Consider the following 14743-nt stretch of genomic DNA (forward strand, 5'->3'; position numbering starts at 1 on the left):
AATGATAGAAGATATAGAGTTAGAAGGACTCATTAATGACGTGTATGAACATTATGGATTTGACTTTGGAAGCTACTCAAAAGCTTCCTTAAAAAGACGTGTGGACAGGCTTTATCAAATGGATGGCTTCAGTCACTTTCATGAATTTTTATACAGAATTCGTTCAGATGAGAATTATTATAAACGAATGGTCGAAGAAATTACGGTAAATGTTACTGAAATGTTTCGCGATCCTTCTTTTTTTTCTGTTTTAAGAAAAGAAGTAATTCCGTTGCTGGCAACCAAACCGTTTATTAGAGTTTGGCATGCGGGCTGTTCGACGGGAGAAGAAGTTTTTTCGATGGCTATACTGCTTAAAGAAGCAGGCTTGTTGCATAAATCACTTTTATACGCAACAGACATCAACGCAAGTGTCTTAGAAACCGCAAAGAAAGGCGTTTTTCCTTTGCGAATGATGAAACAATATTCGGAGAATTATTTAGCCTCTGGAGGTCAAGAAGATTTTTCTTCGTACTACAGTGCTAATTTTAATATTGCAAAATTTGATTCTGATTTGTCAGAAAAAATGGTTTTCTCGCAACACAGTTTGGTTTCAGACAACTCGTTCAACGAATTTGATTTGATTTTATGTAGGAACGTGTTGATTTATTTTGATAACAATTTGCAATCAAGAGCTATAAAATTGTTTGATGATAGCCTAGCAGTTTTAGGTTATTTGGCTTTAGGTTCTAAAGAAACTATTAAATATACTTTAGGAGATAGTAAATTTCAACAGCTCCGGAAAGAGAAAATTTGGAAAAAAACACAATGAGATCACGATGTAAATTGTTAATAATGGGAGGTTCTGCAGGTAGTTTGCAAGTATTGATTAAAATACTTCCGCAGATACAGCTTCCTATTCCATTTGCTATCGTAATTGTTGTACATCGTAAAAATACAGCTGATACAATTTTAGAAGACTTAATCGCTTTTAAAACGTTTATTCCATTACAGTATGTTGAAGATAAATTACTAATTGAACCTGGCGTCATTTATGTAGCACCTTCTGATTATCACTTGTTGTTTGAAGATAAAAATACAATTGCATTAGACGCTTCAGAAAAAGTAAATTACAGTCGTCCAAGTATTGATGTTTCTTTTGAATCGGCGGCTTATATGTTCAAACAAGAATTAGTAGGCATTTTACTTTCTGGAGCGAACGCAGATGGTACTATTGGTTTACAAATTATCCAAAAACAAGGAGGTATCACTATCGTGCAAAAACCAGAAACTGCCGAAATACCTTATATGCCAGATTTTGCAATGAAAAATTCTGATCCCGACTTTGTCTTCGACGAAGATGAGATTATTAATTTTTTAAATTCAAATCTTTAACTAACAATAATATCGTGCTTAAAAAGCAATCCTTTTACTTCACTTCTCGCAAATAATGCTTTCTTAAGCTTTGTCTTTCCTGGATCAATTGTAAAGTTGTAACTCGTGCTAAAATCTGCTTTCGAGGCATTTGCTTTTCTAAATTCGGCGCGATACAAATCACAGTGGTTAAATGCTAAACTGGATAAATTAGTATCCATAAAATCGACTGCAACTAAGCTACACTTAAAAAAAGTGGCATTACTTAGGTTTAAACTATAAAATTTCGAAAAATCTAGAGTAGAATTTTCAAAATGTACTTCAAAAATAATGCGGTCACACATAGCAAAATTAACATCTACAATATGACAATTTTTAAAAGTAACCGTTTTAAATGAAACGTGATTCACTCTGGCTTCATTAAAAACGCACCGATCAAATACACAATCAATAAAGCTTAAAGCTTTAAAACTACAAGAAGAAAAATTACAATTATGGAATGTACAGCCTTCAAATTCTTTAAAATTTAAATCTTCCTCGTTATAAGTAATATCGCTATAGTTTTGGTCAACAATATATTCAGACATGGCTTTTGTTTTTGTATACTGAAATTTGCATAAAAAAAATGTTGGAACTTTCGCTCCAACATTTTTATATAAAATCTTAAAAAATTACTTTGCTAACAATTCTTCAATTTTAGCTCTAAGAGCATCGCCTCGTAAATCTGTTGCAACTACCTTTCCTGATGCATCTAATATAAAAGTTGCAGGAATAGATTGTACACCATATTGAGCAGCAATTGGTTCATCCCAAAACTTTAAATTTGAAACGTGTGTCCAAGTAAGTTTATCTTTTGCAATAGCTTCTTTCCATTTTGCAGCATCTTTATCTAAAGAAACACCGATAATGTTAAGACCCTTTTTATGCAAATCGTTATATATTGCAACAACATTAGGATTTTCTTGTCTGCATGGTCCACACCATGATGCCCAAAAATCAACAATTGTTACTTTACCTAAACTTTCTTTAAGCGATACTATTTTTCCCTCCGGATTAGGAGCAGAAAAATCTGCTCTTCATTGAGGGCTACCAACAGCTGGAGCAGAAGCACCAACAGCAGGCATTTTCATTTGACCGATACTTGTTTTAACAGCAGTACCTGGTTTAGTGTTTTTAATAGATTCATCCAATCCATTGTATAGTTTCTCAATAGTAGCAACGTCAGCTGATGGATCGTTTAACATACTTTGAATAATTAATACACTGATAAATGATTTTGGATGAGACTCAGCATATCCAGCATATTTTGCTTTAGATTGTGTAGCTGATTCTTCTTGTATTTTCATGAAGTCTTTCATCAATCCGTTGATAGTCGCAGTATCTTGAGATTGTTGTGCTTTTTGCATTACTTCCATGTTTTTCTTTTGAAAATCATTGGCTTTCTTTTGAAGCACCATCATCTCATCATTAAATTTCACATACTCATCATTGTTGTAAGTACCAGAAATTTTAGATTTATGAATGCTGTCTTTGTTAACTACGATGTTAATTTCACCGCTTTCAAGGATAAAAGGTACTTGTCCGTTTAAACTTTCAAAATTTAAAACGTGAAAAGCTGGTTCTGTAACTTTACCTTTAATCTCAAATTTACCATTTTCAACTTTTACAGTATCTAAGTTTAAAATTGCTTTCGTAACCGGATCTTGTGTTTGTAAAATAACTGTTTTTCCGTTTTCTACTCCTGTAGCAGTACCTGAAATTATGTATTCGCCTTTACCAACTTTGCTGCAAGAAACAACGGCTAGGACAAGCGATAAGAATAAAATAGTTTTTTTCATTATAATAAATTAGTTAATTGATTTTATAGAGCAAATGTATCTAAAAATACAAAGTAGAAAAATTTTTGAAACCTAAATTTTTGTTATAGTTTCAGTACTTTTTAAGTATTTGTTTTTGAATAACTTAACAAAGGTTTAAAGTCATTTTTTGCTTATACGGCAAGCGAAAATGTATAATTTAAATTGTCATTCAAAAAAAAACACCCATAAAATGAGTGTTTCTTGTATGATTATACGAACTAAACTTTAGTCTTGGTTGATCTTTTTTCTCCAAGTAAAGCTATTCAAAATGTGTCTTTTAGCAAAACGACCTGGCGAATCTGCATTGACCATTTTTACGTACGTTGCTTTTGGAACACTTATGTATTCGTAAACACTTCCGTTAGAAAAATCAATAATTAAACGACCTTCAACAAATTTATAATCTTTAATTGTTGCCGTTGCAATCGTCTCTGTATATTCTGGTAAATTTGCTTTAATCGTTTCAGGATTAATACTTACCAAAAAGTGGTATGCTTCGATAATAGCTTTACTTTTATCTTCTGCATCTTTTAAACCTGCAGCGTCTCCTTGAAATTTATCAGGATGAGATTCTTTCATCGCATCACGATAGATCTTTTTTAAATCTTTTAATTCAGCCGTTTTTTCTACGTTTAGTAACTTGCGGTATTCAACAATTTTTTTCATAAATAAAGATAACTACTTGTCTGTATTTAAAAATGAACTGTTTTAGTTCAAATCGACAAATTTTTTGCAAAGGTACACTTTTTTTTAACTTTTCAGAATAGAGCCAAAATATATTCGGTTATTTCTATCACTTAAAACTTTAAGTACTACGTTTTATTGCTCTGGCTTCATATTAGCCTTATCAAAATTTCTAGATTTTTTTGGATATTTATTATAGCTAATGTCGCTTGGGTTCTCTATAACGGTCTTAATTGTAATTACATCACCTAATTTAAAATTCGATGCTGCCACTTTATAATCCAATAAGAATTCGCCACAAAAAAAATTATTATTTTCATCTTGCTCTAGAATTCCAGTGTAAATTCCTTTTTTCAGCATTTTTGGATCTATCTCTTTCGACATTGTTTTTGTATTTTAGAATGAAGGAGCAAAGGTAATCATTTTGAGATTGCACGTTTGTTTTAAAGCATTCTAATTATATTTGCACATGCAAAAAAATTTCAGACCCAGTCCAAACTCCTTCAAAAATACCTTTTGTATTTTTAATGAAGTTTTAATTGACGAAATAAACGGTCTAAAAATTCAGTTTGAAAGTAAAGCAGGAAGTGCTTATTATTACACCGAAGAAGGAATGTATCGGCAATCAAATCATTGGGGGCGATTAGCCAATAGTAAATGGAGGTTAATCGCTTTAGATCCAGAAACAGATTCTAAATATAAAATTGGTTTTGCCAAATGGACTTCTTTTTTTCCTGATAACAACGGAGATAGACTCTATTATATCGAAGCTGATCTGCTAAATAATACGGTCACGTATCAGCATAAAAATAACTCAGCTTATGATAATAAAGCAATTTTACGAACCACTTTTGAAACCACTAAGCGAATCAAACAAATTCGGAACTTACAGCAATTGACTTCTTGGGCAAAATATTTTGACTATGATGACATTCAAGAATTGCGTACCCAAATAATAAACGAGCTTATTTTTACACAAAAAACTTTAGAAGATATAAAACGAGAAATATAATGGGTAGAAATAACGAAAGAAATATTAAAAAACACAACGACAAACTGCACAAAGCGCAAGATAAAGTCAAAAAAGCAGCAGCAGATCGTAAAGAAATGCTGAAACAGATTGTTAAAAAGCACAACGAAGACACTAATACAACAGAAAATTAATTTTAAATATATGGAAAACGATAAATTCTCAGCCTTAAAAGAAACAGTACAAGAAATTATTGACTTAATTGCTACTAAAGATTTAAAGACGGCGAATAATAAATTGGTCGAAGTAAGTGAAGACTTAGACGAATTACTTGATTTTGCTGAAGAAGATGAAGATCTAAGAGAAATTAGTAAATATCAAGTTTTACTCAATCAATTGCACCAAAAAATAAATGCAGCCGAATAATCTATTTACGCGACAGAAAACATGTTACTGCGACACCGGTTTATTATATGAACAATGTTGCGGTTTGTACCATACTAATAAAAAAGCTCCTACTGCTTTAGCATTAATGCGTTCGAGGTATTCTGCATTTGCCTCTCATAATGCAGATTATCTTATGAAAACCACCTATGGCTCTGAAAGAAAAAATTATTCAAAGGAAGCTATTTTAGAATGGTCAACTGCCAATGAATGGATTTCGTTGGAGATCATAAAATTCACCGAAAATACCGTAGAATTTAAAGCCTTCTACACTGATGAAAATCAGGTAAAGCAAATCCACCATGAATTTTCTACTTTTATAATGGAAAACGCACAATGGTACTTTTTAAAAGGCGAATAAACGATTTTATTGTAATTCAAAATTGCTTTTCTTTTAACTAAAAATTAGTAAACGTTCTTTTTTAACTCAATCTAAATGAAGTAATTTTAGAAGTATGAAAAACGAACACAAAAAAGGTTTTTATTTTAAAACATATGAGGCACCTTTCCAGTCTCCGTTTGAAAAGCTTTTTGGTATTTTCAAGGAGTTAATTACCCATACTTCGGGTGATTTTGACGAAGCAATTAGTTGGCTTCGCGAACTGGATGTCGAATATAAATTGACCGATGAGAATTATACTATCGATGATTTTATTGAAGATTTGAAGAAAAAAGGCTACATCAAAGACGAACTGAAAGAGGACGGAACAAGCGGAATTGGAATCACCGCTAAAACAGAACGCGCTATTAGACAACAAGCTTTAGATCAAATTTTTGGTAATCTAAAACGTTCTGGATCTGGAAACCACAAAACGAAATATTCGGGAAGTGGAGACGAACATACGGGCGAATTTAGAGAATTTCATTTTGGTGATGGTTTAGAGCGAATTTCTTTAACTGAAAGTTTGAAAAATGCCCAGATCAATAATGGTATGGACGGTTTTAAACTAACTGAAAATGATCTCGTGGTTGAAGATGCGCAGTATAAATCGCAAATGAGTACCGTACTTATGATTGATATTTCGCACAGCATGATTTTATATGGTGAAGATCGAATTACCCCTGCCAAAAAGGTAGCGATGGCACTGGCCGAATTAATTACGACTCGTTATCCCAAAGACACCTTAGATATTCTCGTTTTCGGTAACGATGCGTGGACTATTGCTATTAAAGATTTACCGTATTTAAAAGTGGGACCGTATCACACCAATACTGTTGCAGGTTTGCAGTTGGCAATGGATATTTTGCGTCGTAAAAGAAATACAAATAAACAAATTTTTATGATTACTGATGGTAAACCAAGTTGCGTAAGAGAACGCGATGGTTCGTATTATATGAACAGTAATGGTTTAGATGAATACATTGTTGACAAATGCTACAATCAGGCGCAACAAGCTCGAAAATTACATATACCGATTACCACTTTTATGATCGCTCAAGATCCATACTTGCAACGTTTTGTGAATCATTTTACAGAAGCAAACCAAGGAAAAGCATTTTACACCGGATTAAAAGGTTTGGGAGAAATGATATTTGAAGATTACGAAACCAATAGAAAGAAAAAGATTAAGTAATGTTACTTAACTTACTTAAATACAAAAGTTAGGATAAAATAATTGTAAATAAAAATAAATATTGAAATCTTAAATTTATCAAATTTTTCAATCTTTAATATAAAGTAAAATATGAAAATAGAAAACATAAATACATTCGGCGAACTAAAACAATCAGGATATAAAAGCCAATCTATTAAAGATGAATTACGTTACAACTTGCGCGAAAAAATCAAAACTGGTAAATCAGCTTTTGAAGGAGTTCATGGCTTTGAAAATACTGTTATTCCAGAACTGGAACGCGCTATTTTATCAAGGCATAACATTAACTTATTAGGACTTCGCGGCCAAGCAAAGACACGGTTAGCTCGAAAAATGATTGACTTGTTAGATGAATACATACCTTATGTTGAGGGTTCAGAAATAAACGACGATCCGTTTCATCCAATTTCGAGATTTGCTAAAAATTTAATTGAAGAAAAAGGGGATGAGACTCCTATTAAGTGGCTGCATCGCTCAGAACGTTTTTCTGAAAAATTAGCTACTCCAGATGTAACTGTTGCTGATTTAATTGGGGATGTCGATCCTATTAAAGCAGCCAATCTTAAACTATCATATGCAGATGACCGCGTGATTCACTTCGGAATGATTCCGCGTGCCAATCGTTGCATCTTTGTAATTAATGAGCTACCCGATTTACAAGCGCGAATTCAAGTGGCTTTGTTTAATATTTTACAAGAAGGAGATATTCAAATTCGTGGTTTTAAATTGCGCATGCCTCTGGATATGCAGTTTGTATTTACAGCTAACCCAGAAGATTACACCAATAGAGGAAGTATAGTAACACCGTTGAAAGATAGAATTGGGTCTCAAATTTTGACCCATTATCCTGAAAGTATTGCAATTGCACGGACCATTACAGAACAAGAGGCCAAATTAGACAAACACCAAAGCGAAGTAGTATATGTTCCAAATCTAGCTAAAGATTTATTAGAGCAAATTAGTTTTGAAGCTAGAGATAGCGAATACATTGATAATAAAAGCGGCGTAAGTGCCCGTTTGAGTATTACTGCTTTTGAAAATTTATTAAGTACTGCTGAACGTCGAGCGTTAAAAGCAGGTGCAGATCATACTACATTGCGATTGTCTGATTTTATGGGAATAATTCCAGCAATAACAGGAAAAGTAGAATTAGTTTATGAAGGAGAGCAGGAGGGAGCAGCCACGGTAGCACAGCACTTAATTGGTTCTGCTATTCAAACACTTTTTCCAGTGTACTTTCCAAAAATTGAAAAACTAGAACGACCAGATGCAAAAACACCGTATACTGATATTGTAGAATGGTTTTTTACAGAAAGTGGATTTGAGCTTTTAGATGATGCTACAGATGAAGAGTATCAAAAAGTATTGGACGACGTTTCGCCTTTATCTGCTCTACTTAAAAAATATCAATCAAAATTGGATGAAAAAGAATTATATTTTATGAAGGAATTTGTACTATGGGCATTAGTAGAATATAAAAAATTGAGCAAAGATCGTTTTGCGCAGGGATACGAGTTCAAAGACATGTACGGAAGTTACATTAGTAAATTGTAATACTTTAGAATTTATAAAAAAAGCGAGGGAGTCAAATTCCTCGCTTTTTTTTATGTTATTTTTAAGAGCTGCAAGACAACATCGAGCATCCTACTTTAGATCGTGCCCAATCGGGACGTTTGGCAAACCATTTTTCAAATTCGGGTTGTTCTTCATACGGTTTTCTCAATACGTTAAATAATTCAGCAATTAATGAGTAATCGCCTTGATCTGCAGCATCAATACTCAATTGCGACATGTAATTGCGTAACACATATTTCGGATTGATTAGATTCATTTTTAAAATCCTTTCCGCATCAGAAAGGGTTTCAGATTGTAGGAAAGTTAAATATTCAGCAAACCAGCTCAACCAAGATTCGAGAATCCTTTCTTTTATTTCTTCTGGTTTGTAAAAAGAATCTCTTATGACTTCAAAACATTCATTAACCGAATCCGTTTTGCTAATCCGATTTAAATTTCTGAAAAAAATCGTCATATCCGTTTCTGATAACTGTAAATTATCCTCTAAATTTTTTATAAATTTAGAAGAATCCTCACTTGATGTAAATAAACCTAATTTACTAAACATCATTACTTTGTATTCGGACTGATAATCTTCTAAAAACGACTCTAATACTTTTTCTAGAGGAGCCGCATCATTAATTAACGGAAATAAAGAATTTGCCAACTGGTATAAATTCCATTGTGCAACGCTAGGTTGATTTCCAAAACGATACCGTTTATTTTGACGATCGGTAGTATTTGGAGTCCAATTTGGATCGTAATCTTCCAACCATCCATATGGTCCATAATCAATTGTTATTCCATGAATGGACATGTTATCGGTATTCATAACTCCATGAACAAAGCCGACACGCTGCCATTCTAAAATCATTTTTCGAGTGCTATCTGCAACGAATTGAAAGAACTGAATGTAACTTTGCTTTGAATCTCCTTTTATTTCAGGAAAATAATATTTAATAGTGAAATCGGTTAACTGCTTTAAATTTGTCAACTCATTTCGAGCTGCTAACATTTCAAAATTTCCAAATCTAATAAACGACGGTGCAACACGAGAAACAATAGCACCTTTTTCATATTCTGCATTTCCATCGTACAACATATCTCTCAAAACAGAATCACCAGAAAGCATTAGCGAAAGCGAACGAGTTGTTGGAACACCCAAATGAAACATTGCCTCGGCACATAGATATTCTCTAACAGAAGAGCGTAAAACTGCCAATCCATCTGCAGTTCGTGAATAGGGTGTTTTACCTGCACCCTTAAGTTGCAGCGTAAAGGATTTGTTGTCATGCTCAACTTCAGTCAAGTTTATTGCTCTTCCGTCACCCAATTGTCCGGCCCAGTTTCCAAATTGATGACCAGCGTAACACATCGCATACGACTTAGCGTGAGATAAAACCTCTTTACCAGAAAAAATATTTAAAAATTCCTGCGATTGTAAGTCCGCTAAATCTAACCCAATTAAACTGCTTACTTCTTCAGAAGCATGAACTAAAGTTGGATTTGACGGAATTCTAGGTAAAACGTACGAGAAGCAAGTGTTTTTTACTTGTCTCGTTTCATTTGTGTCTTCGGGATCTGCAGGTAATTCAGCTGTAAAACGATTATGAGTTTTTAAATGTATCATGATTATTATGCTAGTTTATCAATGTACATTTTCTTTAATTTCTGAATCTTAGGGTCGATAACCATAGTACAATAACCAGCTTCTCTATTGTTATTGTAGTAGTTTTGATGTTCTTCTTCGGCTTCATAAAAAACCTCTAGTGGCGTTAATTCAGTCACAATTGGTTGTTCAAAAATAGGTTTAAGTGTGTCAAACAATTCGTTTACAATTTGCTGTTGTTCTTTATCATGATACAAAATTATAGAACGGTACTGCGTTCCTCGATCGGCGCCTTGTTGGTTCAATGTTGTTGGATCGTGCGAGGTTAAAAAGACAAAAATTATTTCTTTGTAAGAAATAATTTCTGGATCAAATGTAACTTGAATTACTTCTGCGTGTCCCGTTCGACCACTACACACTTCTCGATAAGGAGGATTCTTAATAAATCCTCCTGCGTAACCTGATTGTATTGATATAATGCCTTTTAGACGTTGGATAATTGCTTCGATACACCAAAAACAACCGCCGCCAAAAGTAGCAACTTCTTGATTTTTCATAAGATATTTTTTAAGTATTTTAAACTACTGCTACTTCAAATTTAAAACTATTTGATCGGAATTAGCCATAAATTACGTTAATTGAATTATAAAAGTTAATTTATTAAAGGCAAGTTGTTTATATACTAAACTGAATAATCAAATACTAATATCCTGTAGGGAATTAACCAAAAATGTAAGTGTACTATTTTGATTGCAAAAGCTTTAAAGTCGACCAAGATGAGAATTAGAAGAAACTAAGTTTAATTAGAATCACCCTATAAATTTTATAGGGTAAATTATTATATTATTTATAAAACATGATTTTCTTTAATAAATTAAAAATGGATCAAAGTATTTAAAGTTTATAATTGATAAATTCACAATTTTGTAAAAAAGAGATATATTTGTACTCTAAGAGCACTACAACATGAACAATACAGCTATAGATACCAATTTAGAAACCTATTTCAAAAAATTTCGTACCAATATAATAGGTATTGATCAAGAATTTGTTTCTCCGTACGGAAAAAAGCAAATAATTTATACCGACTGGACAGCTAGTGGACGATTGTACAGACCCATTGAAGAAAAATTATTGAATCAATTTGGTCCTTTTGTTGCAAATACGCATACTGAAACAACGGTCTCTGGAACCGCGATGACCAAGGCATATAATCATGCAAGAACTATCATTAAAAGACATGCTAACGCTAACCAAGATGATGTTTTAATTACAGATGGATCTGGTATGACGGGCGTGGTTAATAAATTTCAACGAATTTTAGGATTAAAAGTTCCAGAAAATTTAAAGAAATATACTACTGTTCCCGAAGAAATTAGACCAATTGTTTTTATTTCTCACATGGAACATCACTCCAATCAAACTACGTGGTTAGAGACGATCGCCGATGTCGAAATTATTCCTTCGTGTGCCCAAGGTTTATTTAACTTAGAGAATCTCAAAATATTATTAGAAAAGCATAAAGAGCGCCCTTTCAAAATCGCGTCTGTTACCGCATGTTCAAATGTAACGGGCTTACAAACTCCCTTTCATGAAGTTGCCAAATTAATGCACCAGCACAACGGCATTTGTTTTGTAGATTTTGCCTGTTCTGGACCTTATGTTGAAATGAATATGCACCCTGAAGATCCGGAAGCTTATTTGGATGCTATTTTCTTTTCTCCGCATAAATTTTTAGGTGGTCCTGGTACTTCTGGCGTATTAATATTTAATAAAAAATTATATAAAAATATGATTCCCGATTGTCCAGGTGGAGGAACCGTAAGTTGGACCAATCCGTGGGGCGCACACAAGTATATTGATAATATCGAAGAACGTGAAGATGGCGGAACTCCTGGATTCTTACAAGTGATCAAAACAGCTTTGGCTATTGAGCTGAAAGAAGAAATGGGAATCGAGAACATTTTAGAAAGAGAACATGAAATTGTTAATTATGTTTTTGATGAATTAAAATCGGTAGAGAATATTAAGATTTTAGCGGCACAACATGAAGAGCGCTTGGGAGTAATTTCTTTCTTTGTAGATGATTTACATTTTAATTTAGGCGTAAAATTATTAAACGATAAGTTCGGAATTCAAACCAGAGGCGGATGCAGTTGCGCAGGTACTTATGGCCACTTTTTATTGCATGTGGATCAAGAAACTTCGAATAAATTAGTTGATGAAATTGGGATAGGCGATTTGCTTAAAAAGCCAGGGTGGATTCGTATGTCTATTCATCCAACTACTACAAATGCAGAGATCGCTTATGTTTGTGAAAGTATCCAATCTATGGCTGCTAACCACAAAGAATGGACACTAGATTATTTATATAACAAAAATACTAATGAATTTATTCATAAAAGAGCGACTGATTTTGAAGAAAATTTAGTTGCAGGATGGTTTAATTCTTAAGAATTTTAAAGTATTGATATAAAAAAGAGCACCTTAAAAATGCTCTTTTTTTATACTTCATCAATTTTGAATTTTCTTCGCGAAAGAGCCAATAGTTGTTCCTTGTATTAGTATGGAGAAACACACGATTACGTATGTAATGGTTACCCAAACATCTTTATCATACTCTGGTGCGATGGAAAGCGCTAAGGCAATTGATATGCCGCCTCGCAGTCCGCCCCAAGTTAAAATCATTAAAGTATTGTTGTCCATTTTTTCTTTAAAGCGAACGGCAATTGAAGGAATATAGACCGAAATATATCTTGTGATTAGCGTAATTACCAATATAAATAAAGCCGCAATTAATACCAACTTATTAATTTGAATTACCAATAATTCTAAGCCAATTAAAACAAATAAAACTGCGTTTAAAATGGCGTCGATAAGTTCCCAAAATTTATCCACATATTCAGCAGTGGTATCTGACATTCCTTTCTTTTTACTTTTATTTCCTGTAATTAAGCCCGCAACAACCATGGCCAAAGGGCCAGACACATGTGTAAAATGAGCTAAAGTATAGCCACCCATTACTATAGCTAGAGTCAATAAAACTTCGACTTGGTAATTATCAATACTGGCAATTAATTTGTAACCGGCATAACCAATAATTGCTCCTAAAATCAGACCACCAATTGCTTCGTGAACAAACAGTTGGGCAACACTTTCAAAAGTAACAGTTGCTCCTGGTTTAGCAATATTTAAAATTGTTAGAAAAATAACTACAGCAACACCATCATTAAATAATGACTCTCCTGCAATTTTTGTTTCTAATGATTTAGAAACTCCAGCACTTTTTAATATGCTTAAAACTGCAATAGGATCTGTAGGTGAAATTAGAGAACCAAATAGCATTGAATGTACTAATGTCACTTCAATTCCCATTAAGTTGAGTACATAATACGCACTTATTCCAATAACCATCGTACTTATTAAAACACTAATGGTCGAAAATAATAAAACAGTTAGTTTTTCGTTTCTAAGATCTTCAATTTTGATGTGAATAGCACCTGCAAATAGTAAAAAACTCAACATTCCTTCTAATACTAATTCGCTAAAATTAATGCTGTTCATCCTTTCCACAATATCATTTTTAAAGACAGGAAAATAATTTCCAGCGATTAAAATAACAAAAGAAAAAAGTAAAGAGACCAACATTAAACCTATAGCGTTGGGCAACTTTAAATATCTGAAATTGATGAAAGAGAATAATGCAGATAGGACAATGAGCACTGAAAATAAGTGAAATAAATCCATGGCGCTTAGGTGTTTTTCACTTTAAGCTCTGAACCTTCTACTAATTGGAAAGTAGCTGACGCTAATTTTATTTCACCATTCGTAGCTTCAATATCAATCAATATTTTTTTGAATAATTGCGTCTTGGTCACTCGACGTTTTTTATATTCTACAACATAGCGTAAGGTATATTCTACCCAATTGTCATTAAAAATTAAAGAAACCATGGATTCTGTCTGTGCATCTTCTAATCTATAAATATTCTGAAGCTTTTTCCAGTTGTCTTTTGACGCTTGAGACAAGTCACCAGCAACGGTTTTACCTGCATTAAGAATAATACTTTCAGCTCTATCATAATTGCTTCCAAACTGAACTGGGATTTTAATTTCATCCCATAAAAAAGGAAAATCACCAGAGTAGTTAAAAACAGGCTCTTTAAAAACGTAACTATTAGCGATCAAAACAATACGACCGTTATATAGATCGCCGTCAACCCATTCGCCAGTTTCCATTAATGTTGTTCGTAACACACCGATATCCATTACGTCTCCTTTTATTCCGCCTAGTTGCACGCGATCACCCGATTTGTAAAAGTTGCCAAAAAGAATGGCTAACCAACCGGCAAAAGAAGCAATTACTTCTTGCAGCGCGAAAGCTATTCCAGCTCCAGCAACTCCAAAAGCGACAGTTAAACCTCCAAGTCTATCACTAAAAATAACCGTCAGTAAAACAATAGTTAAAAAGTAACCAATAAAACTACTAAGTTTATTTGCACGATACTTATTATCGTTGTCTTTAATTTTTGTGAACAAACGGTTTTGCAACCACTTTATCAAAATCCAGATCAAACCGACTCCAATACAAAAGGTTACTATTTTACCAACTGTTGGATCATATAAAAAATCATTAATTTCCTTCTCCATAATAGTTGATTAATATAAATTAATAG

General features: G+C 33.2%; 17 protein-coding genes and 1 pseudogene. 9 read left to right on the forward strand and 9 right to left on the reverse strand.

Translation table 11 applies throughout. The annotated features are described in order from the left end of the window. Window position 1 precedes the first annotated feature (1 nt). The gene (locus AP058_RS08315) at window positions 2-811 is read left to right on the forward strand and encodes a protein-glutamate O-methyltransferase CheR (protein ID WP_066309116.1); all 810 of its coding nucleotides are present in this window, start codon (window positions 2-4) and stop codon (window positions 809-811) included. Beyond that, window positions 808-1374, forward strand: a complete 567-nt coding sequence (locus AP058_RS08320; RefSeq protein WP_231739603.1) for a chemotaxis protein CheB — start codon at window positions 808-810, stop codon at window positions 1372-1374. The genes AP058_RS08315 and AP058_RS08320 overlap by 4 nt, the downstream gene beginning before the upstream one ends. On the opposite strand, the gene AP058_RS08325 is transcribed toward AP058_RS08320, so the two are convergent. The 5 genes and pseudogenes from AP058_RS08325 to AP058_RS08345 all read right to left on the reverse strand — a co-directional run bounded on the left by AP058_RS08325 (window position 1371) and on the right by AP058_RS08345 (window position 4280). After that, window positions 1371-1940 carry a pentapeptide repeat-containing protein gene (locus AP058_RS08325; RefSeq protein ID WP_066309119.1) on the reverse strand — a complete coding sequence of 190 codons (570 nt, stop codon included), beginning with the start codon at window positions 1938-1940 and terminating at the stop codon, window positions 1371-1373. The genes AP058_RS08320 and AP058_RS08325 overlap by 4 nt on opposite strands. A gap of 84 nt (window positions 1941-2024) precedes the next feature. Beyond that, window positions 2025-2411, reverse strand: a pseudogene (locus AP058_RS08330) (peroxiredoxin family protein); the annotation flags it as partial. An 18-nt stretch (window positions 2412-2429) separates the two neighbouring features. After that, entirely contained in the window at window positions 2430-3191 is a 762-nt protein-coding gene (locus AP058_RS08335) for a DUF4369 domain-containing protein (RefSeq protein ID WP_066309122.1), read from the reverse strand. Window positions 3192-3437: 246 nt separating this feature from the next. Continuing rightward, entirely contained in the window at window positions 3438-3878 is a 441-nt protein-coding gene (locus tag AP058_RS08340; RefSeq protein WP_066309123.1) for a KTSC domain-containing protein, read from the reverse strand. A gap of 153 nt (window positions 3879-4031) precedes the next feature. Continuing rightward, the gene (locus tag AP058_RS08345) at window positions 4032-4280 is read right to left on the reverse strand and encodes a hypothetical protein (RefSeq protein WP_066309124.1); all 249 of its coding nucleotides are present in this window, start codon (window positions 4278-4280) and stop codon (window positions 4032-4034) included. Window positions 4281-4365: 85 nt separating this feature from the next. On the opposite strand from AP058_RS08345, the gene AP058_RS08350 reads away from it, so the two are divergent. The 6 genes from AP058_RS08350 to AP058_RS08370 all read left to right on the forward strand — a co-directional run bounded on the left by AP058_RS08350 (window position 4366) and on the right by AP058_RS08370 (window position 8459). Next, a complete protein-coding gene (locus tag AP058_RS08350; RefSeq protein WP_066309126.1) occupies window positions 4366-4908 on the forward strand; it encodes a hypothetical protein in 543 nt (180 codons plus the stop codon). Beyond that, on the forward strand, window positions 4908-5060 hold the full coding sequence (locus AP058_RS16880; protein ID WP_157492658.1) for a hypothetical protein: 153 nt from the start codon (window positions 4908-4910) through the stop codon (window positions 5058-5060). Before AP058_RS08350 ends, AP058_RS16880 begins: the two co-directional genes overlap by 1 nt. Before the next feature lie 10 nt (window positions 5061-5070). Next, entirely contained in the window at window positions 5071-5292 is a 222-nt protein-coding gene (locus AP058_RS08355) for a hypothetical protein (RefSeq protein WP_066309127.1), read from the forward strand. After that, window positions 5279-5671 (forward strand): YchJ family protein, encoded by a 393-nt coding sequence (locus tag AP058_RS08360; RefSeq protein ID WP_066309131.1) that lies wholly within the window; start codon window positions 5279-5281, stop codon window positions 5669-5671. Before AP058_RS08355 ends, AP058_RS08360 begins: the two co-directional genes overlap by 14 nt. Before the next feature lie 94 nt (window positions 5672-5765). Beyond that, window positions 5766-6884 (forward strand): VWA domain-containing protein, encoded by a 1119-nt coding sequence (locus AP058_RS08365; RefSeq protein ID WP_066309133.1) that lies wholly within the window; start codon window positions 5766-5768, stop codon window positions 6882-6884. A 111-nt stretch (window positions 6885-6995) separates the two neighbouring features. Continuing rightward, on the forward strand, window positions 6996-8459 hold the full coding sequence (locus tag AP058_RS08370) for a magnesium chelatase (RefSeq protein ID WP_066309136.1): 1464 nt from the start codon (window positions 6996-6998) through the stop codon (window positions 8457-8459). Between the two features lie 61 nt (window positions 8460-8520). Here AP058_RS08370 and AP058_RS08375 read toward each other — a convergent pair whose 3' ends face one another. Continuing rightward, on the reverse strand, window positions 8521-10089 hold the full coding sequence (locus AP058_RS08375) for a YdiU family protein (RefSeq protein WP_066309138.1): 1569 nt from the start codon (window positions 10087-10089) through the stop codon (window positions 8521-8523). A gap of 5 nt (window positions 10090-10094) precedes the next feature. Next, on the reverse strand, window positions 10095-10625 hold the full coding sequence (msrA, locus tag AP058_RS08380) for a peptide-methionine (S)-S-oxide reductase MsrA (RefSeq protein WP_066309140.1): 531 nt from the start codon (window positions 10623-10625) through the stop codon (window positions 10095-10097). A 409-nt stretch (window positions 10626-11034) separates the two neighbouring features. Between msrA and AP058_RS08385 the strand changes: the two genes are divergently transcribed. Then, window positions 11035-12522 carry an aminotransferase class V-fold PLP-dependent enzyme gene (locus AP058_RS08385; protein ID WP_066309141.1) on the forward strand — a complete coding sequence of 496 codons (1488 nt, stop codon included), beginning with the start codon at window positions 11035-11037 and terminating at the stop codon, window positions 12520-12522. 60 nt (window positions 12523-12582) lie between these two features. Here AP058_RS08385 and AP058_RS08390 read toward each other — a convergent pair whose 3' ends face one another. Beyond that, window positions 12583-13815 carry a sodium:proton antiporter gene (locus tag AP058_RS08390; protein ID WP_066309143.1) on the reverse strand — a complete coding sequence of 411 codons (1233 nt, stop codon included), beginning with the start codon at window positions 13813-13815 and terminating at the stop codon, window positions 12583-12585. A gap of 5 nt (window positions 13816-13820) precedes the next feature. After that, window positions 13821-14717 (reverse strand): mechanosensitive ion channel family protein, encoded by an 897-nt coding sequence (locus tag AP058_RS08395; protein ID WP_197413394.1) that lies wholly within the window; start codon window positions 14715-14717, stop codon window positions 13821-13823. Window positions 14718-14743: the final 26 nt, after the last annotated feature.

This window comes from Flavobacterium sp. TAB 87, assembly GCF_001529295.1.
Lineage (GTDB): Bacteria > Bacteroidota > Bacteroidia > Flavobacteriales > Flavobacteriaceae > Flavobacterium.

Excerpts from the sequence above, each read along its gene's own strand:
- AP058_RS08315 (WP_066309116.1), top strand. The coding sequence starts at position 2 with ATGATAGAAGATATAGAGTTAGAAGGACTCATTAATGACGTGTATGAA.
- AP058_RS08320 (WP_231739603.1), top strand. The coding sequence starts at position 808 with ATGAGATCACGATGTAAATTGTTAATAATGGGAGGTTCTGCAGGTAGT.
- AP058_RS08325 (WP_066309119.1), bottom strand. The coding sequence starts at position 1,940 with ATGTCTGAATATATTGTTGACCAAAACTATAGCGATATTACTTATAAC.
- AP058_RS08335 (WP_066309122.1), bottom strand. The coding sequence starts at position 3,191 with ATGAAAAAAACTATTTTATTCTTATCGCTTGTCCTAGCCGTTGTTTCT.
- AP058_RS08340 (WP_066309123.1), bottom strand. The coding sequence starts at position 3,878 with ATGAAAAAAATTGTTGAATACCGCAAGTTACTAAACGTAGAAAAAACG.
- AP058_RS08345 (WP_066309124.1), bottom strand. The coding sequence starts at position 4,280 with ATGTCGAAAGAGATAGATCCAAAAATGCTGAAAAAAGGAATTTACACT.
- AP058_RS08350 (WP_066309126.1), top strand. The coding sequence starts at position 4,366 with ATGCAAAAAAATTTCAGACCCAGTCCAAACTCCTTCAAAAATACCTTT.
- AP058_RS16880 (WP_157492658.1), top strand. The coding sequence starts at position 4,908 with ATGGGTAGAAATAACGAAAGAAATATTAAAAAACACAACGACAAACTG.
- AP058_RS08355 (WP_066309127.1), top strand. The coding sequence starts at position 5,071 with ATGGAAAACGATAAATTCTCAGCCTTAAAAGAAACAGTACAAGAAATT.
- AP058_RS08360 (WP_066309131.1), top strand. The coding sequence starts at position 5,279 with ATGCAGCCGAATAATCTATTTACGCGACAGAAAACATGTTACTGCGAC.
- AP058_RS08365 (WP_066309133.1), top strand. The coding sequence starts at position 5,766 with ATGAAAAACGAACACAAAAAAGGTTTTTATTTTAAAACATATGAGGCA.
- AP058_RS08370 (WP_066309136.1), top strand. The coding sequence starts at position 6,996 with ATGAAAATAGAAAACATAAATACATTCGGCGAACTAAAACAATCAGGA.
- AP058_RS08375 (WP_066309138.1), bottom strand. The coding sequence starts at position 10,089 with ATGATACATTTAAAAACTCATAATCGTTTTACAGCTGAATTACCTGCA.
- msrA (WP_066309140.1), bottom strand. The coding sequence starts at position 10,625 with ATGAAAAATCAAGAAGTTGCTACTTTTGGCGGCGGTTGTTTTTGGTGT.
- AP058_RS08385 (WP_066309141.1), top strand. The coding sequence starts at position 11,035 with ATGAACAATACAGCTATAGATACCAATTTAGAAACCTATTTCAAAAAA.
- AP058_RS08390 (WP_066309143.1), bottom strand. The coding sequence starts at position 13,815 with ATGGATTTATTTCACTTATTTTCAGTGCTCATTGTCCTATCTGCATTA.
- AP058_RS08395 (WP_197413394.1), bottom strand. The coding sequence starts at position 14,717 with ATGGAGAAGGAAATTAATGATTTTTTATATGATCCAACAGTTGGTAAA.